Origin of the sequence: Cytobacillus massiliigabonensis, from assembly GCF_900199725.1 — a bacterium.
Classification (GTDB): domain Bacteria; phylum Bacillota; class Bacilli; order Bacillales; family Cytobacillaceae; genus Cytobacillus; species Cytobacillus massiliigabonensis.
This window is the reverse complement of record NZ_LT904902.1, coordinates 573976-594761: the sequence shown is the minus strand read 5'-3', so window position 1 is coordinate 594761 and position 20786 is coordinate 573976. Positions and strand designations below refer to the sequence as shown.

26 protein-coding genes are annotated in these 20786 nt (G+C 36.8%); 13 read left to right on the top strand and 13 right to left on the bottom strand.

The genetic code is table 11. From position 1 onward, the window contains the following. Nucleotides 1–11 precede the first annotated feature (11 nt). From C1726_RS03370 to C1726_RS03345, 6 genes are all read right to left on the bottom strand, one after another. Entirely contained in the window at nucleotides 12–230 is a 219-nt protein-coding gene (locus tag C1726_RS03370) for a spore germination protein (protein ID WP_102272346.1), read from the bottom strand. A 34-nt stretch (nucleotides 231–264) separates the two neighbouring features. Beyond that, a complete protein-coding gene (locus C1726_RS03365) occupies nucleotides 265–648 on the bottom strand; it encodes a spore germination protein GerPE (protein ID WP_102271872.1) in 384 nt (127 codons plus the stop codon). Between the two features lie 5 nt (nucleotides 649–653). Beyond that, nucleotides 654–830: a spore gernimation protein GerPD gene (locus C1726_RS03360; RefSeq protein ID WP_102271871.1), complete on the bottom strand. Its 177-nt coding sequence runs from the start codon at nucleotides 828–830 to the stop codon at nucleotides 654–656. Continuing rightward, the gene (gene gerPC / locus C1726_RS03355) at nucleotides 827–1453 is read right to left on the bottom strand and encodes a spore germination protein GerPC (RefSeq protein WP_235822716.1); all 627 of its coding nucleotides are present in this window, start codon (nucleotides 1451–1453) and stop codon (nucleotides 827–829) included. Before gerPC ends, C1726_RS03360 begins: the two co-directional genes overlap by 4 nt. Before the next feature lie 117 nt (nucleotides 1454–1570). After that, complete coding sequence (locus tag C1726_RS03350) at nucleotides 1571–1795, bottom strand: spore germination protein GerPB (protein ID WP_102271869.1); 225 nt, start codon at nucleotides 1793–1795, stop codon at nucleotides 1571–1573. A 17-nt stretch (nucleotides 1796–1812) separates the two neighbouring features. Beyond that, complete coding sequence (locus C1726_RS03345) at nucleotides 1813–2034, bottom strand: spore germination protein (protein ID WP_102271868.1); 222 nt, start codon at nucleotides 2032–2034, stop codon at nucleotides 1813–1815. A 209-nt stretch (nucleotides 2035–2243) separates the two neighbouring features. On the opposite strand from C1726_RS03345, the gene C1726_RS03340 reads away from it, so the two are divergent. From C1726_RS03340 to C1726_RS03325, 4 genes are all read left to right on the top strand, one after another. Beyond that, nucleotides 2244–3434 carry a DUF418 domain-containing protein gene (locus tag C1726_RS03340; RefSeq protein ID WP_102271867.1) on the top strand — a complete coding sequence of 397 codons (1191 nt, stop codon included), beginning with the start codon at nucleotides 2244–2246 and terminating at the stop codon, nucleotides 3432–3434. A 50-nt stretch (nucleotides 3435–3484) separates the two neighbouring features. Then, nucleotides 3485–4390 (top strand): fumarylacetoacetate hydrolase family protein, encoded by a 906-nt coding sequence (locus tag C1726_RS03335; RefSeq protein WP_102271866.1) that lies wholly within the window; start codon nucleotides 3485–3487, stop codon nucleotides 4388–4390. Nucleotides 4391–4476: 86 nt separating this feature from the next. Further along, nucleotides 4477–4824 carry a YisL family protein gene (locus tag C1726_RS03330; protein WP_102271865.1) on the top strand — a complete coding sequence of 116 codons (348 nt, stop codon included), beginning with the start codon at nucleotides 4477–4479 and terminating at the stop codon, nucleotides 4822–4824. Nucleotides 4825–4974: 150 nt separating this feature from the next. Continuing rightward, nucleotides 4975–7896: a bifunctional diguanylate cyclase/phosphodiesterase gene (locus tag C1726_RS03325; protein WP_102271864.1), complete on the top strand. Its 2922-nt coding sequence runs from the start codon at nucleotides 4975–4977 to the stop codon at nucleotides 7894–7896. A 172-nt stretch (nucleotides 7897–8068) separates the two neighbouring features. On the opposite strand, the gene C1726_RS03320 is transcribed toward C1726_RS03325, so the two are convergent. After that, nucleotides 8069–8632 (bottom strand): DUF2777 domain-containing protein, encoded by a 564-nt coding sequence (locus C1726_RS03320; protein ID WP_102271863.1) that lies wholly within the window; start codon nucleotides 8630–8632, stop codon nucleotides 8069–8071. A gap of 287 nt (nucleotides 8633–8919) precedes the next feature. Here C1726_RS03320 and C1726_RS03315 point away from each other — a divergent pair, with 287 nt between their 5' ends. Further along, the gene (locus tag C1726_RS03315) at nucleotides 8920–10419 is read left to right on the top strand and encodes an alpha-amylase family glycosyl hydrolase (protein WP_102272345.1); all 1500 of its coding nucleotides are present in this window, start codon (nucleotides 8920–8922) and stop codon (nucleotides 10417–10419) included. 59 nt (nucleotides 10420–10478) lie between these two features. Here the strand turns inward: C1726_RS03315 and C1726_RS03310 are convergent, their stop codons facing one another. The 3 genes from C1726_RS03310 to C1726_RS03300 all read right to left on the bottom strand — a co-directional run bounded on the left by C1726_RS03310 (nucleotide 10479) and on the right by C1726_RS03300 (nucleotide 11982). Further along, nucleotides 10479–10817, bottom strand: a complete 339-nt coding sequence (locus C1726_RS03310; protein ID WP_102271862.1) for a DsrE family protein — start codon at nucleotides 10815–10817, stop codon at nucleotides 10479–10481. A gap of 13 nt (nucleotides 10818–10830) precedes the next feature. Continuing rightward, nucleotides 10831–11139 carry a metal-sulfur cluster assembly factor gene (locus C1726_RS03305; protein WP_102271861.1) on the bottom strand — a complete coding sequence of 103 codons (309 nt, stop codon included), beginning with the start codon at nucleotides 11137–11139 and terminating at the stop codon, nucleotides 10831–10833. Between the two features lie 75 nt (nucleotides 11140–11214). Continuing rightward, a complete protein-coding gene (locus C1726_RS03300) occupies nucleotides 11215–11982 on the bottom strand; it encodes an alpha/beta fold hydrolase (RefSeq protein WP_102271860.1) in 768 nt (255 codons plus the stop codon). 225 nt (nucleotides 11983–12207) lie between these two features. Between C1726_RS03300 and C1726_RS03295 the strand changes: the two genes are divergently transcribed. The 3 genes from C1726_RS03295 to C1726_RS03290 all read left to right on the top strand — a co-directional run bounded on the left by C1726_RS03295 (nucleotide 12208) and on the right by C1726_RS03290 (nucleotide 13646). Beyond that, on the top strand, nucleotides 12208–13026 hold the full coding sequence (locus tag C1726_RS03295; protein ID WP_102271859.1) for a Cof-type HAD-IIB family hydrolase: 819 nt from the start codon (nucleotides 12208–12210) through the stop codon (nucleotides 13024–13026). A 280-nt stretch (nucleotides 13027–13306) separates the two neighbouring features. Beyond that, nucleotides 13307–13459 carry a hypothetical protein gene (locus C1726_RS26060; protein WP_180968085.1) on the top strand — a complete coding sequence of 51 codons (153 nt, stop codon included), beginning with the start codon at nucleotides 13307–13309 and terminating at the stop codon, nucleotides 13457–13459. Between the two features lies 1 nt (nucleotide 13460). Then, nucleotides 13461–13646, top strand: a complete 186-nt coding sequence (locus C1726_RS03290; protein ID WP_102271858.1) for a DUF3813 domain-containing protein — start codon at nucleotides 13461–13463, stop codon at nucleotides 13644–13646. A 48-nt stretch (nucleotides 13647–13694) separates the two neighbouring features. Here the strand turns inward: C1726_RS03290 and C1726_RS03285 are convergent, their stop codons facing one another. Together C1726_RS03285 and C1726_RS03280 are read right to left on the bottom strand one after the other, a co-directional pair. Then, on the bottom strand, nucleotides 13695–14090 hold the full coding sequence (locus tag C1726_RS03285; protein WP_102271857.1) for a Gmad2 immunoglobulin-like domain-containing protein: 396 nt from the start codon (nucleotides 14088–14090) through the stop codon (nucleotides 13695–13697). A gap of 18 nt (nucleotides 14091–14108) precedes the next feature. Next, nucleotides 14109–14939 carry a YitT family protein gene (locus tag C1726_RS03280; protein WP_102271856.1) on the bottom strand — a complete coding sequence of 277 codons (831 nt, stop codon included), beginning with the start codon at nucleotides 14937–14939 and terminating at the stop codon, nucleotides 14109–14111. A 250-nt stretch (nucleotides 14940–15189) separates the two neighbouring features. Here C1726_RS03280 and C1726_RS03275 point away from each other — a divergent pair, with 250 nt between their 5' ends. Together C1726_RS03275 and C1726_RS03270 are read left to right on the top strand one after the other, a co-directional pair. Further along, nucleotides 15190–16050, top strand: coding sequence for a DegV family protein (locus C1726_RS03275; protein ID WP_102271855.1), 861 nt, complete (start codon nucleotides 15190–15192; stop codon nucleotides 16048–16050). Between the two features lie 152 nt (nucleotides 16051–16202). After that, nucleotides 16203–16334, top strand: coding sequence for a DUF3941 domain-containing protein (locus C1726_RS03270; protein ID WP_102271854.1), 132 nt, complete (start codon nucleotides 16203–16205; stop codon nucleotides 16332–16334). Nucleotides 16335–16367: 33 nt separating this feature from the next. Here the strand turns inward: C1726_RS03270 and C1726_RS03265 are convergent, their stop codons facing one another. Then, nucleotides 16368–17234, bottom strand: a complete 867-nt coding sequence (locus C1726_RS03265; RefSeq protein ID WP_102271853.1) for a CvfB family protein — start codon at nucleotides 17232–17234, stop codon at nucleotides 16368–16370. Between the two features lie 141 nt (nucleotides 17235–17375). On the opposite strand from C1726_RS03265, the gene C1726_RS03260 reads away from it, so the two are divergent. From C1726_RS03260 to C1726_RS03250, 3 genes are all read left to right on the top strand, one after another. Then, the gene (locus C1726_RS03260) at nucleotides 17376–17867 is read left to right on the top strand and encodes a YajQ family cyclic di-GMP-binding protein (protein WP_102271852.1); all 492 of its coding nucleotides are present in this window, start codon (nucleotides 17376–17378) and stop codon (nucleotides 17865–17867) included. Nucleotides 17868–17997: 130 nt separating this feature from the next. After that, nucleotides 17998–19284 carry a methyl-accepting chemotaxis protein gene (locus C1726_RS03255; protein ID WP_102271851.1) on the top strand — a complete coding sequence of 429 codons (1287 nt, stop codon included), beginning with the start codon at nucleotides 17998–18000 and terminating at the stop codon, nucleotides 19282–19284. Nucleotides 19285–19558: 274 nt separating this feature from the next. Continuing rightward, nucleotides 19559–20686, top strand: coding sequence for a TIGR04053 family radical SAM/SPASM domain-containing protein (locus C1726_RS03250; protein ID WP_102271850.1), 1128 nt, complete (start codon nucleotides 19559–19561; stop codon nucleotides 20684–20686). The last annotated feature ends 100 nt before the right edge of the window (nucleotides 20687–20786 follow it).

Here is a 20786-nt window from a genome sequence, read left to right as displayed (position 1 = left end):
TTTATATACACTTAGTTATTTCCTACCATAGGCTGGTCAACTAGATTCGTATCAAGTACGTTGCTCGCACTGAGCCCGTTATTAGTAATGACAAAACCTCCAGTATTTCCAGCACCTGAGCCTGAAATAGATTTTGAACTGCTTTTCGGGGAAATAAAAACGGCATCTCCGAATTGGACAATGCCCCCATCGACATTAATAATTTGTACCGGTCCGGTAATGGCTGGCATGACATCCCATCCTTTTTTCCTTAGTTTTGCCATTCTATTTTTCTTCGGAGTGGTCGGATAGAAGATGACGAATATGATCAACTCTCGCTTCCATTGAAATATGCTTAGAGCTGCCGATTTGTAAAATAGAGGAAGAAGATACACCAATGACATCAATATTCTGTACTTTAATAATTGGTTTTAGCTGTTGTGAATGCATCGAGATATTTTCGGTAATCGGTGAGAATGGGATTGGGATCTGAAAGGCTGAATAAGATGTAAAATCAGCCTCATTTCCAAAAAAAGCTTCTGCCTCTCTCTGTACAGCAATGGCTCTGGAAAATCCCTGTGTAAAGGTTGAATCTCCAATTTCCAATATGGATGAGAAGGATACGGTATCTACCTTTAAATAATTTACGACTGAAGTTCGCTGCAGCATTAGAATCACTTCGGTGTCAAAGGAACAAAAGGTCCGATGATTAATGATTCTGGAGGCGTATCAAAAACAGAGGCAAGCTGAATGGTTTGCGTATCTCCGACCATTAACAGAGATGAACTAGCTACGCCAACTATTCGAATACTTCCTACACATAGGTCTCTATTATATACTTGAAAGTTCATTCCTTCTTCATTCCTTTCACATGATCAGGCAAATGGCTAATAAAGGCTTGAACACCGTTGCGAATTTCTACCTTAAGCTGATTGATTACTGTTTCATTCAAGTTTCGCTCCTTTCCGTGATTTTGTTTGGAGGAGTCATCATACTGTTTAAGATAGTAATCAATTCTCTTTGGCAGCTGTTTTTTAATATCTTCCTTTATAAATAAAAGATAGGATTCATCTTCTGGAACATTTAAGCTCCTTTGTACCTCACCAATAACATTTGGTAAATCGCTTTCTAAATAACGATACATTTCATCTTCAATTTCCATTGCTTTTTTCATGAAGTTTTTTGGGGAGTCTGGTGCATTCATTTTCTGATTATCAACAGCGAACTCATCGATATTATCCAGATCGCTTGGATTAAAACCGATATTTAGTGTTCCCTCTAATGTTTCAACCTTGAGCTGATCAAATTTGTAATCAATTCTTTCAATGTTTATAGGAGGTCTTTCTTTAAGGGATTTTATTTCTTTCTGCAGATCATGAATTATTTTTTCTAAATGTTGGATTCTTCTTTCCTGTGTCTCAACAAAAGAATGCAATCCTTGTAGATAAGAATAAAATTCCTGACTCAAATGCACCACCCCATTTTTTCATTTCTTAAATTTATTTAGATCAAATCAAGAAATTATGTCCTCCCCGTGTAGCAAAAAATTATGAACTATCCACAAGCATTGCCAGGCACATGGAATAGACAGTCAGGCATTGGATGGGGCTAGTAATGGTACAGCAGGTGTAGCAGCTAAATCTCCTGGAATTGGAGGCTCAGCTTCAGGCGCAGGTTCGGTAAAACCCCCTGTGTTATAGAGATAAGAGGAAGGTTTGATGATACCTGCACTGCCAATCTGCAATACGGAGGAGTTAGAAATTCCTTCGATTCTAATTAAGTTAATATGAATGGATTGCTGAATATAATAATTCATAAACATCACCTTTTACATTAAGCATTTAACCAAATTCCTTGATCAATATTATCTGAATCGTACGTGTTCGTTGAGCTTAAATGATTATATACATTCATCCCATCGCCTGTATTGAAAGAACCAGCACCTGAAAAAGTTTTTGCATTGGAAATTGGCATCATTTTGTAAACATCCCCGATGTTGAAAATTGAACTGCTCCCTACAGAGATAACCTGTGCGACCCCAACGATAGCTGGCATACATGACACCCTTCAAAATAAAATAATTACCTGTTCAAAAAAATATTCCTCTAAAAACTAGACATCGCTTTTCTTTATCCTATGTGCCTAATAAAAGAATGTGATAATATAGCCCAATAAAAGTTTAGTGATGTTTTGAAAAGCTAGACAAAATAAGGATCAATCACCTATGATGAATTAAATGGCAATATTTAGAAAAGGAGGATTCGATGAATCAACCATTACGTTCAATAACTGAACAAGAAAGAATTATTTCGCTAGATATTATGAGGGGTTTTGCAATTTTAGGGATTTTTCTTGTTAATATGCTAACATTTCACTCCCCGTTCCCTAATTTTGATCCATATGAATGGTGGAGTAATACTGCAGACAAGGCAATATATACGTTTATTGATATTTTTGTACAGGCAAGCTTTTATACGCTCTTTTCACTATTGTTCGGCTACGGATTAGTTATTATGTGGGAAAGGTCGAAGGTAAGGGGGCTTTCATTCAGTCTGATTGGGATAAGAAGACTATCGTTCTTGCTTATAATGGGATTTTTACATGCGTTTATTATTTGGCATGGAGATATTTTAATCACATATGCAATTATGGGGTTTCTATTTCTCCTATTTATACGCATGACAGGGCGTAATTTAATGATAACGGGGCTCTTGTTATATATAATCCCAAATTTGTTTGTCTCTCTTTTATTGCTTGTTAGCTCATTAGTTGTTCCTGCAGAGGACTTGACAATTTACGACTCAGAACAGGCAGAAACAGCCATGCAAGTTTATCAGAATGGCAGCTTTGCTGAAATTACGATCCAGAGAATCGGAGACTGGTATGAAACGAATAATCTTGCAAACGCACCTATTATGTTTATTTCTATTTTTCCATTATTTCTAATCGGCGGAGGTGCTGCCAAATTGAAGTGGCTGGAAAAGCCTAAAGTACATAAGAGATTTCTAACATGGCTTGCTAGTTTGTCATTGGTAATCGGGATCCTTTTCAAGCTCATCCCTTACATTTTAGGTAAGAATTTTGCAACGGAGTATATGCAGGATAGCTTCGGTGGACCGCTGCTTGCAATAGGCTATGGGTTGACAATTGCATTAGCGATTGAGAAAACAGTTGTCCTTAAGATACTTTCTCCTTTATCTTACGTAGGAAAACTATCAATTAGCAACTATCTGTTTCAGTCTATTGCATCAACCTTGATCTTCTATAATTACGGGCTTGGCTTGTATGGGAAAGTTTCTGTCGTGACTGGTACAGTAATGGTTGTGCTGATATATATCCTTCAAATCGCAGGAAGCCGCTTATGGATCAGCCGCTTTTATTATGGTCCGGTGGAATGGATATGGAGAAGTTTCACCTATTTCAATTGGCCGAAATGGAAGCGGGAAACTAAATGATTCATGATAAAATAAAATTGAATCAATTATCAGAAAAATGAGGTGTTCAAATGAAGTTTGTGACAGCAGAATTAAATGGAGAGGTATTTGTTGGGCTAGTTGATGGGGAAACAAGTAGAATTCTGCCACTAGGTAAAGCCTCGGAAAAGAAAGAAGGAAGAAATGACATTCCCTCTACATTGCAGGAATGCATTTCCCTAGGAGATTCGTTTATTCAACAGATTACTAGCTTACTGCTCTGGGCAGAGAATGGAGAAACAGATGAACTATTCATTCCGTTAGATTCTGTTAAACTATTGGCACCAATCCCTAAGCCATCTAAGAATATATTTTGTGTAGGCAAAAATTATGCCGAGCATGCGATTGAAATGGGCAGTAAGGATGATATCCCTGAGCATATTATGGTTTTTACAAAGGCACCTACAACAGTGATCGGGCATGATGAAACGGTTTTAAATCATCAGCGAATCACTGAACAGTTAGATTATGAGGGAGAACTGGCTATTATTATCGGCAAAAAGGGGCGGGGAATTAGTAAAGATGAAGCGCTTGAATATGTCTTTGGCTACACGATTATTAACGACATTACTGCTAGAGACTTACAATCCCGTCACAAGCAATTCTTTATAGGGAAAAGCTTGGATACTACCTGCCCGATGGGTCCATGGATTGTCCACTCTTCAAGTATAAATGATCCGAATAAGCTAGATATAGAAACAAAAGTAAACGGAGAAACAAGGCAAAAATCAAATACCGAAAACTTTATCTTTCCAATAGAAGAGATTATCTCCGTTCTTTCACAAGGCATGACGCTTGAGCCTGGAGATATCATTGCAACTGGAACCCCAGCAGGAGTAGGCAAGGGCTTCAAACCACCACGTTTCCTGCAGCCAGGAGATAGGATAGAAATAACAGTGGAGCAGATTGGAACTTTATTTAGTAAAATCGAAAATTAATAAGGCAACTTTAGAATCTTAATTTTATGCTTTTTACTTGCTAATATGGTATGATGTAAACGATTTTAGATAAGGAGGACTTTAAGATGATACATGCACACATAACGACCTGGGCTTTAACCCTCATATTATTCTTCGTTGCGCTTGGATTACATAAAAGCGGTAAGGAAAGAGGCTTGAAAGTCGTACAAATGATTCTGAGACTCTTCTATTTATTAACAATTGGTACAGGCATTTGGATATTAAGCAGCATTAATATTGATATGATGTACGTAATAAAATCTTTAGTAGGCATTATCGTTATTGCTACGATCGAGATGATTATTGTTGGGTTAGTAAAAGGTAAAAATACAGGAGTATATTGGCTATTATTTATTATTTCTCTCGTTCTTGTTTTATATTTAGGCTTCATTAAGCTTCCGTTAACTTTTTAAAAAGATTACGAACATGTTAAGGTTTTTTGAAAAAGCTGTCGAAAAGACAGCTTTTTTGTTTTTTTGCCATCCCAAAAACTCTATATTTATGTTATTTTTAACATAAGAGAATTGTGAAAAAATTAAATTTTAATTATGGTGGTTCTTCTAATGGCTAAAACAATAACTTGTTTATATGAAACTCATGATCAGTTAAATCATTTTATACAAAATCATGAGCTCTGTGAGTATCCAAATCTTCTTGTCCAGGTCTTTTCAAGTAAAATAGATCGGTCTATTCTTCTGCAGCTGCAAACAGAAATCAGAAGCATTCTTCCATTTGCAACAGTAATCGGCTGTACAGGTGCTGGAGAAATTATTGAGGGTAAAATGATTGAAAATAAAGCAGTTATTTCTTTTACCATATTTGAAAAAACGGAACTTAAATCCGTTTTGCTTCATCAAGATGATTATGAAAATAGTTATGAAATGGGAAAGGGGCTCGCCCAGCAATTATTGGATTTTGATACGAAAGTGATGCTTATTTTCCCAGCAGGAGCAAATATAGATGCTCAATCATTGTTGAATGGCCTTTATGAAGGAAACCCAGAATTAGTTGTAGCAGGCGGATTGGCTGGCAATATTGGAAGATCGCAGGAGTCCTATGCTTTTACAGGGGAAGAATTAACCGTTCAAGGTGTAGCAGCGGTTGCCCTTCAAAGTGATCAGCTTGTTGCCAAAGCCTACAGTAATTATAAATGGCAGGAGATAGGGAAGTCTTTTACTATTTCGAAGGCAAATGGAACAAATATTTACTCAATTGATCATAAAAAACCAATTCAAGTTTTAAAGCAATATTTAGGAAAAGGTTTCGTTAATGATCTTCCTGATTCAGGGAATGAATTTCCGTTTATTATGAAAGACAAAGGAGAAAAGGTTCCATTATTTATATTGGATATTTTAAAAAATGGAGCCATTCGAGTGAATCGGGAAATACCTGAAGGGGCAGAAATCACCTTTGCCTACCCTGATATAGAGGGAATTGTTGAAAGCTCGCTGCAAAATATGAAACAGCTTGCAAAGAAACAAGTGGAGACGATATTTGTATATGATTGCATGGCGAGAAAGCGATTTGCCCCTGACTTTACAGAAAAGGAATTAAGCATGCTTCAAAGCATTACATCGACCAATGGTTTTTTCGCGTATGGTGAATTAGCTGGAGGAAAATCAAAAGCTCCACAATTATTGGGGCATGCACTAACCTATTTAGCTTTATCGGAGAATAGTGAGCAAAAACAAGTAAATCGTAAACTTACATTTAAATACACGACCCCAGCATATTTGAAAAATGTTACGGCACTTACTCATTTAATGCAGGCATCACATAATGATTTCTATCTTCTAAATGAAAGTTTAAAGGTTTCCGAGCAGTACTATGAATCTCTTTTTAATACGAATACAGATCTGGTTTTTTCAACGGATTTAAATGGCCAAATTAAAAGTGTAAATCCTGCATTTGAGAAAACATTTGGATACAGTCGAGCTGATATTATCGGCAAATCTGCGATGAAACTTATTAAGAGTGAAGATTTGCCTAGAGTTAGGATGCATTTTTCTAAAGCATTGAAAGGAAAAGAACAGTATTACAATGTGTCAATTCAGTCTAAATCGGGAGAAACCAACTTATTTCAAATAAAAAATATTCCAATCATAGTGAATGATGAGTGTGTAGGAATATATGGGATTGGCAGAAATATAACGGAACAGAAAAAAATTGAAGATAAGATAACAGAACTAGCCTACTATGACCATGATACAGGACTCCCTAATCGAGTAAAATTTACAGAGCAGCTGGAGAATATGCTTTCTCGAGCAAAAAAGAAAAAGAGAATGCTTGCGGTGCTTTCCATTGATATTGACCGTTTTAAATTAATCAATGACAGCCTTGGTCATTTTGCTGGAGATATGGTTTTAAAGGAACTAGCTTATCGAATTGAAAAAGCACTTCCGGGCGGATCTTATATTGGCAGATTTGGCGGCGATAAATTTACGGTTGTTTTATCAAAGGATATCGATGTAGAGGAAGTAATGAAAAACTCTAAAATGATTCTTCAGGAAATTTCAAATCCTGTGGAACATAAAGGGCAAGATTTCTATGTTACTGCCAGTATTGGGGTAAGCCTATTTCCAGAGGATGGGCAGGATGAACATTCCCTATTAAAAAATGCGGATATCGCTACAAATCGGTCTAAAAATCAAGGCGGCAATCGGATTACATTTTTCTCAAATGAAATGAATGAACAGGCGATTACAAGGCTTGAATTAGAAAGTTATTTAAGAAGGGCTTTACAAAAAAAAGAATTCTATCTAATGTATCAGCCGTTAATTGATTTAAAGACAGGTGACATATTTGGGAGTGAAGCGTTGATTCGCTGGAACCATCCTAAATTAGGCCTAGTTTCTCCAGCGGATTTCATTCCATTGGCTGAAGAAACCGGTTTAATAGAAGAGATTGGCAGCTGGGTGCTAAGGACAGCCTGCAAGCAAAATAAAAAATGGCAGCTGCTTGGATATGACAGCATATCAGTATCTGTGAATGTTTCTGCTTTTCAATTTCAGCAGCCGGGCTTTTTAAAGGAAGTAAAAAGAGCACTAAATGAATCAAAATTAGAGCCGCATTATTTAACTTTAGAACTAACGGAAAGCACAATGCTGAAGAATGTCGATTACAGCATTGATACGATGAGATCCTTGCAAAAGCTTGGAGTAAAGGTATCTATTGATGATTTTGGAACGGGGTATTCTTCGTTAAGTTACTTGAAAAATTTACCGATTAATACATTGAAAATTGACCGATCGTTCATTAATAATCTCCGTGTCAATACGTCTGATATTGCGATTGTTAAAGCCATAATTACAATGGGACATGGACTGGCAGTGAAGGTTCTGGCAGAAGGAGTGGAAACAAAAGAACAAATCGATCTTCTGAAAGAATTAAAATGCCACTATGCACAAGGATTCTACATCCATAAACCATTGATGATATCAGATTTTGAAAAAGGCTTGCAAGATACAGAGATACTAAAAAAATAAATGAGCAAAAAGGGTTCAGCTAAGCTGAACCCTTTTTGCTGAAAAATTGTCTAGCTCCGGCGCCTACCCCCTCGAGGTCACAAGCCAATCCTCCCAGAAAGGTAAAGAGCACCTTTCCGTGAGGCTCGTCTTGTGCTTGTCGGGGGTGACCAAGGCGCCTGCGCTTTTCTAATTAAGAAGATATTTTTTCAATAACCATTCTTTTCCCGCTGTTTAAAGTAAATTCAAAACGATCGTTCGTTTTTTCGAAATAACTAAAATGATGCTGGATATTGCAGATCTGTTCTTGATTATCAAAAACAATAAAGTTTACACCGCTTTTTCTTTCTGAGGCGGAAAGAAAATTTAATTGATTGTAGCAATAGATACAATCGTAAATAGAAAATTTCATGGAATTTAAAGTTGTGATAAATTGAAAGAACGCATCATCGTTTATTTCCTCTAGTAATTTTTCTAAGGAGAAGACAAGCAGTTTACGAATACGAATTGTATCCGTATCTTTTAGAATCAATACCTCATCAGGTGAAGAAATCTTTCCTTCTTCAAACAGAACACCCTTTTTCCAGCGTTTCATCCGGTATACTTCAATTTCCTGGTGGAGGAATTCATCTAATAATGCTGCCTCTTCTGTTTCTTTATCAAAGAACACCCACTGATCATTAATGTATTCAATTGTCCCCACAGTAAATGCTCGAGTTTGATACTCTATCAGTTTTGTACGCTGCTGTCTATTCATAAAAGACCTCCATTTGTATCCTTCATCATTCTTTTTAGACAGTTTCCATTCTTTTTATAACATGTAGTCGAGATAAATACCTATAATTAATAGAGCTCCCTATAGCAGGATATTCTTTTCTTAGATTTTCTGATACAAAATGAGAGTAGGCATTTGATTCAACATTTGTGCAAATATGAGTCTTTGTTTGACGATATGGTGAGAAAAGGCTACTCTTAAATAGTTGTGATCATAGGTCTAAGCAAGTAGAGAAAGCTTTGATGTTGAAGGAGTTGAAGGAGCGAAAAATGAGAAAAAGAGTGTGGACTCTCATCTTCATTCCGTTCATTCTTTTTTACGCCATCCCTGCAGGAGCAGCTGAAAAAGAAGATCGTAAATGGCAAGATGAAGCAATCTATTATTTAATGGTTGATCGCTTTAATAATGGCGATAATAAAAATGATTATGAAGTGAATGTTCAAGACCCTAAAGCTTTTCATGGAGGAGACTTTATGGGGATAATCAACAAGCTGGATTATATTCAAGATATGGGTTTTACCTCTATTCGGATAAACTCCATTTTTGACAATGAAGAGAACGGCTATCATGGGAAATGGATACAAGACTTTTACAAGACCGAAGAACATTACGGTACAATGGATGAATTTAAGCAGCTAGTGAAAGAAGCACATAAAAGAGAAATGAAGGTTATCATCGATTTTGAATTGAATCAAGTCGGTCCAAACCACCCTTGGCTAACAAAAGCTGACAAGAAGGAGTGGTTCCGTGAGCAAAAAGAGGATGGACTTCTTTATTTGAATCAGGATAACCAGGAAGTAAAGAATTATTTAATAGATGCCGCAAAATGGTGGATAGAAGAATCAAAAGTTGATGGATATTATATAGAACGTGCAGATGTTGCATCAGAAAGCTTTATGAAAGAATTTGTTAAAGAAATAAAAGGGTTCAAGGATGATTTCTATCTGCTTGGAGAAGTTAAATCTGATGATCCTGCGACCATTGCTCAATTTCAGGAAATGGGCATTGATGGTCTAATTGATTACCCGCTGTCTGAAAATATAAGACCTATTTTTGATCAGGTTGACAATTCATTAAGTAAGCTTATTACAAATAAAGAAAAATTAATGTCTATTTACCCAGATCCCTACTTAATGGGAAGTGTAATGGATACGGATGGTATGATTCGCTTTACTCATCATGCAGTTACGAAAAACCAGCATCCAGGACCGCGATGGAAGCTTGCTCTCACTTATCTTTATACAACCCCAGGGATTCCTATTGTTTATTATGGCAGTGAAATTGCCTTAGAAGGCGGAGAAGGAGAAGCGAACCATAGGCAAATGGATTTTCGCACGGATAAAGAACTAATTGATTATATTACAAAGCTTGGGGAGCTGCGCAATAAATATCCTAGCCTGACCAGGGGCTCTTTGGAACTTTTAGCAGAGGAAAATGAACTGTCTGTATACAAACGGACCTATGAGGGTGAAACGGCAGTCGTTGCCATCAATAACTCATCTGCGTCGCAAGATATTACGATCCCAAGCAAGTTATTAGAGGATAATAAAGAGTTAAGGGGTCTCCTTTCTGATGATCAGGTTAAAAGCAGTGATAAAGGCTACACGATATTCTTGGATCGTGAAGAAGCAGAGGTGTATATATTAGCTGAAAAATCTGGGTTAAATATCCCGTATGTCATTGCAACGATTGTTGTGTATGGAGCGTTCTTAACATTTATTATATTGGCTTGGAGAAAATCAAAGAAAAAAAGAGCACAACAGGAATAATAAAGGAAGAAAAACACACTTGATTTCATAACTGAAAATTCAAGTGTGTTTTTTGTACGTTAAGAGATTGTTAGTACTTCATATTTAGAAGCAAGATCAAGGAAATAAGGCATCCCGCTAATTTTCCCTGCGATAAGTTTTTCCTCAACTTCGTAATAATCAACACACGTTTTGCATGCGAGCACTTCGACACCTTTTTCTTCTAGCTCTTTAAGGTGGACAGAAACAAATGAGGCTTCAGTTAATGTAAATACGCCGCGGTTCATGCAAAAAATGGCTGCAGGCAGTTCTTCTCTTTGTTTAAGCAAAGTGAAAAAGGTTTCAAGCACGCTTTCACCGAGTTCTTTATCCCCTCTGCCAAGCTGATCTGAGCTAACAAGAATTACTTTATTATTCATAGTGAGCTCCCTCTTACCTAATACCTAAGGCAATTTTTGCATATCTAGACATTTTATCTTTTGACCATGGGGGATTCCAAACAATGTTTACTTCTGTTTCCTTTACTTCTGGAATATCAGCTAATGCACTTTTCACATTGTCTACAATTGTACCTGCAAGAGGGCAGCCCATTGAGGTTAATGTCATATCAATGGTTGTTTTCCCTTCTTCATCCATTTTAACATCATAAACTAAACCGAGATTGACAATATCAATGCCAATTTCAGGATCGACAACAAGTTCTAGCGCACTCATAATGCTATCCTTTAATTCCTGATCCATTCTTAACATCTCCTTCTTTTCTCTATTTACTGTTATCATAACAAAAAAATTAGCGATAATGAATAAAAGTTGCTTTTATACAAATTGCTCAAACCATTTTACTGTTTGAGCCACCCCTTCATTGCTGACATTATGTCCAGCCTTTTCATCAATGATAAACTTTAGTTTTTCTGATTCTTGATGATAAAGGGGCTGAATAGTCTCATAAAAATGATAAGTATAATGAAAAGGGACAACCGTATCTTTTTTTCCATGCCAAAACAGCAAAGGGCGATTTTGTAATTTTTTTGTTTGCATGCTTAAATCAAGTTCTCTTAGCTTCCCCATTAAATGATTTATTTCATCCTCTTCAATCGGGATATGAAGACCGTATTTTTGCATTTCATCTAATTGCCAATGAGCAAATTTTTCATAATAGGGCATACCCATTAAGCTTACAGCTGCTTTTATCCATGGATATTTTGTGAGTGCCCCCAGCGTGACAATTCCACCCATTGAAGTACCTGCAAGCCCAATTCGTGAAGGGTCAATCAGCTTCTCCTTCTCAAACGATGTTTTGAGAATATCAAGTTCTTCAATCGTTTGCAGAACAATATCCCAAAAGCGAAAATTTAAATTGTGTCCAGACAAGCCTTCATTTCTTTCTCCATGATAAAGGGCTTCGGGGAGGATAACACGAAATCCCTTTTTTGCAAGCATGTAAGCATAATGGAGATTCTTTTCATATATACTTGTAAATCCATGTACAAATAGGATGAGTGGAAGCTCATGGTCCCATTTATCCTGATCTGCAACGTGTAATAGTGGGATGTCCTTTATTATTTTATTTTCAATATTAATCAAATTTAGGCCTCCTAATGTAAAGGGAATCTATATATTATGTAAAAATAAGTGGAAAAAGTATATTTAGTAACAAAATTTAAATATATTTGTTAACATAGTGTTTATAGAAAAAGTTATTTTTCCTATTAAAATTTCCATCATTCATAAGTGTACCATGTAGACTTTTCTTTTCCCAAACCTTTACACTTAGAATAGAAAAATTCGTACAAAGCAGGTGTTCATATTATGGCTGAAAAACATTTAATTGCATTAGATTTAGATGGAACCTTATTAAAAAATGATAAAACCATTTCATTAAAGACAAAAAAGGTTATTCAAAAAGCTCGTGAACAAGGACATATCGTTATGATTGCAACTGGCAGACCATTCAGATCCAGTGAAATGTACTATAGGGAAATGGATTTGGATACGCCAATTGTTAATTTCAATGGTGCATTTATACACCATCCAAAGGATCCTAACTGGGGCATCTACCATTCACCGCTTGAAGTGAATGTTGCGAAAGATATAGTAGAAGCATGCAGTTCATTCCAATTCCACAATATTATTGCAGAGGTCATTGATGATGTATACATTCATTATCATGATGAAAAGCTGCTTGATATTTTTAGCATGGGGAATCCAAACATTACAACCGGTGATATCCGCAATTTTTTAAAGGCATCACCAACAAGCATGCTCATTCACACGGATGAAGAGCATGTGAAAACAATCCGTGAGCATCTTTCTGCTGTCCATGCAGAGGTTATTGACCATCGCAGCTGGGCAGCCCCATTTCATGTAATTGAGATTGTAAAGACTGGCTTGAATAAAGCAGTAGGGCTTAAAAGAGCTGCAGATTATTTCCAAATTCCTTCTGAAAGAATCATTGCTTTTGGGGATGAAGACAATGATCTAGAAATGCTTGATTATGCAGGCTTCGGGGTAGCAATGGGAAATGCCATCGATTTAGTAAAAACAACTGCAAATGAATCAACACTGACCAATGAAGAAGATGGTGTTGGCGTCTATTTAAATGAATTATTGAATTTAAAGGTATATTAATTAATAAAATAGAAAGCGTCCTTTAAGTTAGGGAATTGCCTAGCTTCAGCGCCTACCCCCTCGAGGTCACAAGCCAATCCCCCCAGAAAGGAAAGGTCAACTTTCCGTGCGGTTTGTCTTGTGCTTGTCGGGGGTGAGCAAGGCGCTTACGCATGTCTATTTCTGCCGTTTTTTCTCAAAACGGTTAAATGATTCCCTTTTTAAACAAGAAGACATTGCACATACTATAAAACGAAGCAGCGGCAGCTGTTTCAACATTCTTCATTTGGAGGGGATTCGATTGGGTAAACGTACGAAATCGAGGCGCTTTGTACAACAAGGAGTAGATTCTGTTACTAAGCACGCTGAACGTATCCCGTATCACATGACATATGCTGAAGCTGAAGCTGAAAAGTTAAAGAATGTGAAAGAATCTTCTCTTGGAGGAATATAAAATGGGCAATAGACTGTTTCAAGAAGCGAGACGTTTGGTTGAACAAACGAAAAATGTTGAACCAGTCGATCAGCATCAGCGGATCATTAGCGCTCAGAATGCTTTAAGTTCTGCAATTGCAAATGCCACAAGGGCAGAGCAAGCACAGCTCAGTGAGATGCAAAGTGATCTGGATGAATTGAAGTAATGAGGAGAAGCTGACATATAACATGTCAGCTTCTCTCTTTTTAATGGATTAGCGCAGAACAAATGGATAAATGTGAAGTTTTTTTCCCTCCCTATTTTTATCGAATAAATATAGGGTAACCGTTCCATTTTCGGGTATGTTTTCTTTCCGGAGAGTAAAGGTAAATGAGAACTTAGACCATTGTGAGTTGTTTGTATTCACTTTTTGCCTTGTTTCCGTAATCAGTTCATTATGACCGTCTTCGACAATATAGTAGAATTCTCTCTTGTTTGAGCGAATTTCCCCTGTTACTTTGTAAACGCCATTTTTTCCTGTTGCTTCAACACTTCTGAATAACTCCCTTTTTATGGAATCACTTGAATGTTGAATAAAATCTTGATTGTCTATGTGGAATGGCTGAACTTGTAAAAGGCTAATGACAGTAAAAACAAAAAGCATTCGCATAATATCCCTCCAAAAGTTTTAATCCTTACGGAAGAAACCAAAAATACCAACTGTTTGTACAATATTAGTAAAAGCTTGTGGATCTACTTCTTTAATTATTCTTTCAAGTTCAAATAATTCATATCGGGTTATAACGACGATCATCATTTCCTTGCTTTCATTTGAAAAAGCCCCCTTTGCTGGTACTGTTGTTATACCCCGTACGAGTCTTCCATGAATCATTTTTTTCATTTCCTCAGATTTTTTTGTTATAATCATGGCTGTAACCTTTACGTGTCTTGTGTGAATCGCATCAATTACCCTTGTTGAGGCATATAAGGTTACAATAGTGTATAATGCTTTTTCCCATCCATATAGTGCACCTGCAGTAATAATGATAATGGAATTCAATGTGAAAAAGTACGTTCCAATAGGCTTGTCTTTCATTCGGGAAAGAACCATGGCGATGATATCCATTCCACCTGTTGAAGCACCCCACTTTAAAGTCATTCCAACTCCTACAGCTGCAATGACCCCGCCAAAAACTGCATTCAATAAAATATCTTGAGAGAAATGCTTTATGGGGATTACTTCCATGAAGAATGACATGGCAAAAACACTTATGAAACTATAAAGAGTAAAAGTCTTTCCGACCTTCTTCCAGCCAAGAATTGTAACTGGAATATTTAAAATGAAGAGGAGAATCCCTGTTGAAATGTTCCCTCCAAGAACGCTGGACAATAATTGTGCCACACCAGTAAACCCGCTGGCATAAATATTTGCCGGAATGAGGAAAAAATTCATAGAAATAGCACCTAAAAGTGCACCAATCAGTACAATAATTATTTTTTTAGCTTCTATCAAGACCAATATAGACCCTCCCTGTTTTTTGTGAAAAATTAAATTGTCGGTCTGATTAATTGAACAAGCCTTTATGTACGAAGTAATAACAAGCGTAGTGAAATTAAGCAGACCGACATTTACATACATGGTTGAGAGCATATGCTTATGAATGCTTTGTATATAATTATCTCAACTCCCGAATAATTTTCGTTGTCTTTTTTTTCTTATTTATATACACTTATAGAATATATATTGTATGGAAAGCAGGTGAATAAGGGTGTCAGTGAAAATATTGACAGACAGTGCAAGTGATCTGCCGCTAAGCTTTTATGAAAAAAACAACGTTACGCTTTTGCCGCTGAAAGTTCATTTAGATGATACTGAATATGTAGACCTATTAACAATCGATTCAAAAACAGTCTATCAAGCTATTCGTGAGGGAAAGGTTCCAAAGACGTCTCAGGTGTCGCCTCAAGTTTTCGAGGAAACATTTACAAAAATGGCTAAAAATGATGAAGATGGAATTTATATCGCGTTTTCATCAGAATTATCAGGGACATATCAAACGGCAGTCATGATGCTAGATCAGGTAAAAGAAGCTTATCCAGATTTTAAATTAACAATCATAGACACAAAATGTGCCTCTCTAGGCTTTGGTCTTATTGTTAAAGAAGCTGCAAGGCTAGCCAAAGAAAATACTCCCAAGGAAGATATTTTAAAGGATATTAAATTCCGCTGTCAGCACATGGAACATTTATTTACTGTCCATGATCTTGACTATCTTGCTAAAGGAGGACGTGTTTCAAGAGCATCCGCCTTTCTCGGGGGTCTTTTGAATATTAAACCATTATTGAATGTCGAGGATGGAAAGCTTGTCCCGATCGAAAAACACCGTGGAAAAAAGAAGCTACTTCGCCGTATCATTGAAATAATGAAGGAGAGAGGCGAGTCATTGGATCAGCAAATAATCGGTATTAGCCATGCGGACGATGAAGAAACGGCTTTAGAAATGAAAGAGCTTATTGCACAAGAATTTCATCCAAAAGAGTTTTATATTTCTTCCATTGGCTCTGCAATTGGGTCGCATACAGGATCTGGAACAATCGCTATATTTTTCCTTAATAAAGTGCAATCATAATTATTATACTTAGCAATCGGGTGCCCGATTGCTTTTTCTTATTTTCCCACATTTAATCATACATACTCCTTTTCATTTTACAGACAATAACATGAAGCAGCTTTCTTCAAGAAGGCAGCAATTTTGATTATAATGGAAGGAGTATTTCTATTATGCCCCGAACTTCTGATAACGATAAAAAAGCGCAGGATAATAATGCCTTTCGCCATGAAAAAAACATGATGCGTGAAAAAAACCAAAAAGCTGGTAAGAACCAGTATTCTAAAAAGACAGATCATTTATAAAAAATGAGCAAGCGGTCATGACCGCTTGCTCGTTTATTTTTCCCCTTTGCTATATGTCCAGCCCTCTTCTTGATAGATCCGTCCTTCTTTCATTAATCGGCCAAGTGCTCGTTTAAATGAAGCTTTGCTCATTTGAAAACGTTCCTGTATATCCTCTGGAGTGCTTTTATCTCCATACGGCATGGCTCCGTTACGTGTTGCTAAGTAACTCAAAATGGCTTCTGAATCCTGATCGAGTGCTTCATGTTTCCGTGGTGCCAAAGACACATTGATTGTTCCATCCTCTTTTACATCAATAATCCGTCCTTCTACTTTTTCGCCTAGGCGAGGCTCTGTCTTCCGCTGTGATTCATGAATAAATCCTTTAAATCCTTCTGCCGTATAAATCCAGCTTCCAACTTTTGCCGTACGATAAATATGTCCATGTATATTCTTATTGAAGTCTTGTCTAGTTGCTTTAACAGCGACTCCATCAATGACTGGATCTGTTGCTAATTTCACATAAATTCGTTCATTGCGGTTGACTCTTAAAGTAATATATAGTAAATCTCCTACCTTTGGCCAGACGGATTGATGAACGGGCAGGTCTTCTTCACCGAGCAGCATATCCTTCTTTATACCGATGTTGATAAATATGCCGATTCCGGGTTTTATATCGCTAACCTGCGCCCAGCCGTAGTTTTGCGTTGTAATTTCAGGAATAGTGGTTGTAGCGGCAATTCTTCCTCTTGAATCAGTATAAAGAAAAACCTCAACCTCTTGTTCCTCTTCTAACTCTATATCCGTATCGTTTTTGTGCAGCAGAACATCTTCTTCGCCATTAGATAAAAAATAGCCGAATTCAGCTAGTCTTTCCACTTTTAAATTTACAGTTTGTCCAATATATTCGCTAATTGCCATTAATAACGCTCCTTTATTTTTCTAGTATATATGAAAAGTTTCAAAAGTTACTCCTTAAGTTGTATGAACTGCTATATTTTACTATAATTAAAGAACAAAGTGAAACCTCTTTAGTAAAGAGGTAGTTTTAAGGAGGCAGCCATGTCGAAAGAAAGTTCATTTGATATTGTATCCAAAGTTGATTTTTCAGAAGTAACAAATGCAATTAATATTGCAATGAAGGAAATTCAAACCCGCTATGACTTTAAAGGCAGTAAGAGCACGATTTCACTTGATAAGGAAGAGCTTGTGCTAATTTCAGATGATGAATTTAAGTTAGAACAGCTTAAGGATGTTCTTTTTAGTAAAATGATTAAAAGAGGGATTCCTGTTAAAAACCTGGATTATGGCAAGCTTGAAGGTGCATCGGGTGGAACTGTCCGTCAAAGAGCCAAAATTGCACAAGGCATTGATAAAGAAAATGCAAAAAAAATTAATATGCTCATTAAAAATAGCGGATTAAAGGTCAAAAGCCAAGTACAAGATGATCAAGTCCGTGTTACCGGCAAAAACCGTGATGACCTGCAAAAAATTATTGCAGCAGTAAAGGAAGCCGATTTGACGGTTGATGTACAATTTGTGAATTATAGATAATGGAATTGGAAAGCAGTCCTCAAATGAGGCTGCTTTTTTTCTATGACTTTATAGTGGCGTTCCGTAAGTCTAGTAGGTATAATTATCTAGGAAAGACGCACCATTGAAAGCCATTAGGAGAGGATCTTTTATGCTGGATAAAATTAAATTTAGAAGTATTCGATTAAAAATGATTGCAGTCATTGTGATCGCATCAATTATTAGTACACCACTTTCTTCAAAGCTAAATGAGTATGTTATGGATTTTGTAGATGTACATAAAAGTTTTGGTATTTATATTAACACGATTATTAACCTCATAATAGCAACATTTATTGTTGCAGTTTTCACTCGATGGATCATTATTAATCCGCTCCGTAAACTATTAGAAGCAACGAACAAGGTTTCAGAAGGAGATTTAAGTGTTGAAGTGGATTTTTCAAAACGTGTGGATGATGAAATTAGCCAATTGGCAAAAGGTTTTCAGCAAATGACCGAGCATCTTAAAAATGTTGTTAGCAAAATTAATCACACATCAGACAGAATAACAGTTTCAGTTAATCAATTATCTGCAAACTCAGAAAATACAGCATTGGTTTCGGAGCAAATTTCCGCTGCAATCCAAGGAGTTGCTGCAGGATCTGAAGAACAGACGGCTGGAATGAAAAAAATCGCATCAGCTATGAATGTGGTCAGCAATGAGATTGACGATATTTCTACTAATACTGAAATTATTAGCAATCAATCGAGAATGAATACAGCAGTTGCTGAAGAAGGGGAAAAAACGGTTGATAGAACGGTAAAGCAAATGAGTCTTATTCAAAACTCTGTCAGCCAGTCGGATCATTCGATTCAAATGCTTCAGGAACAGACAAAAGAAATTGGTCAATTTTTAACAGTTATTACAGATATTGCGAATCAAACAAATTTATTAGCACTAAATGCTGCCATTGAGGCTGCACGTGCTGGAGAAGCAGGAAAAGGCTTTGCTGTAGTAGCTGAAGAGGTCCGCAAGCTTGCTGAGCAGTCAAACGAATCTGCTCAGCAAATTGCAGAGCTTGTAAATGAGATTCAAAAGCAAACAGGCGATTCCGTTGCAACGATGAAGCATGTAATAGACGATGTTCAAGAAGGAATTATTATGACAAACGAGACAAAAGACATTTTCCATCGAATCTCTCAATCGATGGCAGAGATGAACGGTCAAATGGTGAAAATCCTAAATGGAGGAAAAATGATTTCTGGCAGTGCTGCGGAAGTAACTGCTGCTGTTTCAGCTGTAAGTTCGATTGCAAACCTTAATAGCCAAAATTCAATGAATGTTTCAGCAGCTTCGCAAGAGCAGCTTGCTTCAATTGATGAAGTTGCAAATTCGACAAAGGAATTAGCTGAAGTAGCTGAAGATCTCCAAAAACTTACACATATTTTTAAAATTTGATTAGCCGCTTTTATAGGGGAAAACACACTGGACTCTAACAATCATAGTGTGTTTTTTTTGTTGTTGGAAGGATCCCTGCGAAATATCCTCATCTGAATTTCAGTCAAAAAGTGACATTTTCCTCAATATATATTAAGTCAATGTGAGATTTTTCACTTATTTATTTGGAATAGTCCTCTATAATTTGAGTGTAAAGATGATCTATTGAAAAATAAAATCCGACATTTTCTCATGAATAGAAATATAAATGAGGGTGTTGAAGGAGGATTTTTATATGCCTTTTAAACGTGATTTTAACCAGGACCCATTTATCGTGATATGGGAATTAACGAGAGCTTGTCAGTTGAAATGCTTACATTGCCGTGCAGAAGCTCAATATAGAAGAGACCCTCGCGAATTATCATTTGAAGAGGGGAAACAATTAATTGATCAAATCTATGAAATGAATAATCCAATGCTTGTATTTACAGGCGGGGACCCATTAATGAGAGAGGATGTCTTTGATATTGCAGAATATGCTGTCAAGAAAGGTGTACGCGTTTCGATGACACCTAGTGCAACCCCTAATGTAACGAAAGAGGCAATTGAGAAGGCGAAGGAAGTGGGGTTGTCTCGCTGGGCATTTAGTTTAGATGGACCGAATGCAGAGGTTCATGATCATTTTCGTGGAACGGCAGGCTCATTTGATTTAACGATGGAACGGATTAAATATTTGCATGAACTTGAAATACCTATTCAAATTAACACGGTTATCTCCAGATATAATATTGATTATTTAGATGAGATGGCTAAAGTTGTTGAAGGGTTAAAATGTGTCCTTTGGAGCGTCTTTTTCCTTGTACCGACAGGAAGAGGACAGGAATCTGATATGATTTCTCCTGTTGAACATGAAAAAGTGTTTACTTGGCTGTATGAGCTAAGCAAAAGGGTGCCATTTGACATAAAAACGACTGCGGCTCAGCATTATCGCCGTGTTGTTATCCAGCAAAAAATGCGCGAGGCAAAAGATCATAGAGATGAAATACAATATTTAGATGCATTGACACAGCAAGGCTTAACAGGCTCCATTGATGGGCTTGGCAGAGCGCCAAAAGGAGTTAATGATGGGAATGGCTTCGTCTTTATTTCCCATGTAGGTGATGTTTATCCGAGTGGATTATTGCCTGTAAAAGCAGGGAATGTGAGGGAACAAACGCTAGGAGAGATTTATAGAGAATCCCCTATTTTTAAAGATTTGCGAAATCCTGATAAATATAAAGGGAAATGCGGGGTTTGCGAATTCAGATATGTATGTGGGGGCTCAAGATCACGTGCCTATGCGATGACTGGGGATTATATGGAAAGCGAGCCATTCTGCGTCTATATTCCTAAAGCTTTAAGAAAGAAAGCTGCAGCTAAATAATGGCTATTTTCTAAAAGGGTGTTATTTCTGAGTCATTTGTGAATAGATTTTTTTTTCGGAAAATTGTTTGACTGGAGCGGAAATCAACCCCTACTCACTA

Bases quoted from the DNA above. Each gene is read 5' to 3' on its own strand.
- C1726_RS03315 (WP_102272345.1), top strand. From the start codon at position 8,920: ATGAGAAAAAGAGTGTGGACTCTCATCTTCATTCCGTTCATTCTTTTT.
- C1726_RS03360 (WP_102271871.1), bottom strand. From the start codon at position 830: ATGAACTTTCAAGTATATAATAGAGACCTATGTGTAGGAAGTATTCGA.
- C1726_RS03350 (WP_102271869.1), bottom strand. From the start codon at position 1,795: ATGAATTATTATATTCAGCAATCCATTCATATTAACTTAATTAGAATC.
- C1726_RS03295 (WP_102271859.1), top strand. From the start codon at position 12,208: ATGGCTGAAAAACATTTAATTGCATTAGATTTAGATGGAACCTTATTA.
- C1726_RS03290 (WP_102271858.1), top strand. From the start codon at position 13,461: ATGGGCAATAGACTGTTTCAAGAAGCGAGACGTTTGGTTGAACAAACG.
- C1726_RS03250 (WP_102271850.1), top strand. From the start codon at position 19,559: ATGCCTTTTAAACGTGATTTTAACCAGGACCCATTTATCGTGATATGG.
- C1726_RS03310 (WP_102271862.1), bottom strand. From the start codon at position 10,817: ATGAATAATAAAGTAATTCTTGTTAGCTCAGATCAGCTTGGCAGAGGG.
- C1726_RS03330 (WP_102271865.1), top strand. From the start codon at position 4,477: ATGATACATGCACACATAACGACCTGGGCTTTAACCCTCATATTATTC.
- C1726_RS03285 (WP_102271857.1), bottom strand. From the start codon at position 14,090: ATGCGAATGCTTTTTGTTTTTACTGTCATTAGCCTTTTACAAGTTCAG.
- C1726_RS03370 (WP_102272346.1), bottom strand. From the start codon at position 230: ATGCCAGCCATTACCGGACCGGTACAAATTATTAATGTCGATGGGGGC.
- C1726_RS03255 (WP_102271851.1), top strand. From the start codon at position 17,998: ATGCTGGATAAAATTAAATTTAGAAGTATTCGATTAAAAATGATTGCA.
- C1726_RS03260 (WP_102271852.1), top strand. From the start codon at position 17,376: ATGTCGAAAGAAAGTTCATTTGATATTGTATCCAAAGTTGATTTTTCA.
- C1726_RS03365 (WP_102271872.1), bottom strand. From the start codon at position 648: ATGCTGCAGCGAACTTCAGTCGTAAATTATTTAAAGGTAGATACCGTA.
- C1726_RS03265 (WP_102271853.1), bottom strand. From the start codon at position 17,234: ATGGCAATTAGCGAATATATTGGACAAACTGTAAATTTAAAAGTGGAA.
- C1726_RS03325 (WP_102271864.1), top strand. From the start codon at position 4,975: ATGGCTAAAACAATAACTTGTTTATATGAAACTCATGATCAGTTAAAT.
- C1726_RS03305 (WP_102271861.1), bottom strand. From the start codon at position 11,139: ATGGATCAGGAATTAAAGGATAGCATTATGAGTGCGCTAGAACTTGTT.
- C1726_RS03320 (WP_102271863.1), bottom strand. From the start codon at position 8,632: ATGAATAGACAGCAGCGTACAAAACTGATAGAGTATCAAACTCGAGCA.
- C1726_RS03340 (WP_102271867.1), top strand. From the start codon at position 2,244: ATGAATCAACCATTACGTTCAATAACTGAACAAGAAAGAATTATTTCG.
- C1726_RS03335 (WP_102271866.1), top strand. From the start codon at position 3,485: ATGAAGTTTGTGACAGCAGAATTAAATGGAGAGGTATTTGTTGGGCTA.
- C1726_RS03345 (WP_102271868.1), bottom strand. From the start codon at position 2,034: ATGCCAGCTATCGTTGGGGTCGCACAGGTTATCTCTGTAGGGAGCAGT.
- C1726_RS03270 (WP_102271854.1), top strand. From the start codon at position 16,203: ATGCCCCGAACTTCTGATAACGATAAAAAAGCGCAGGATAATAATGCC.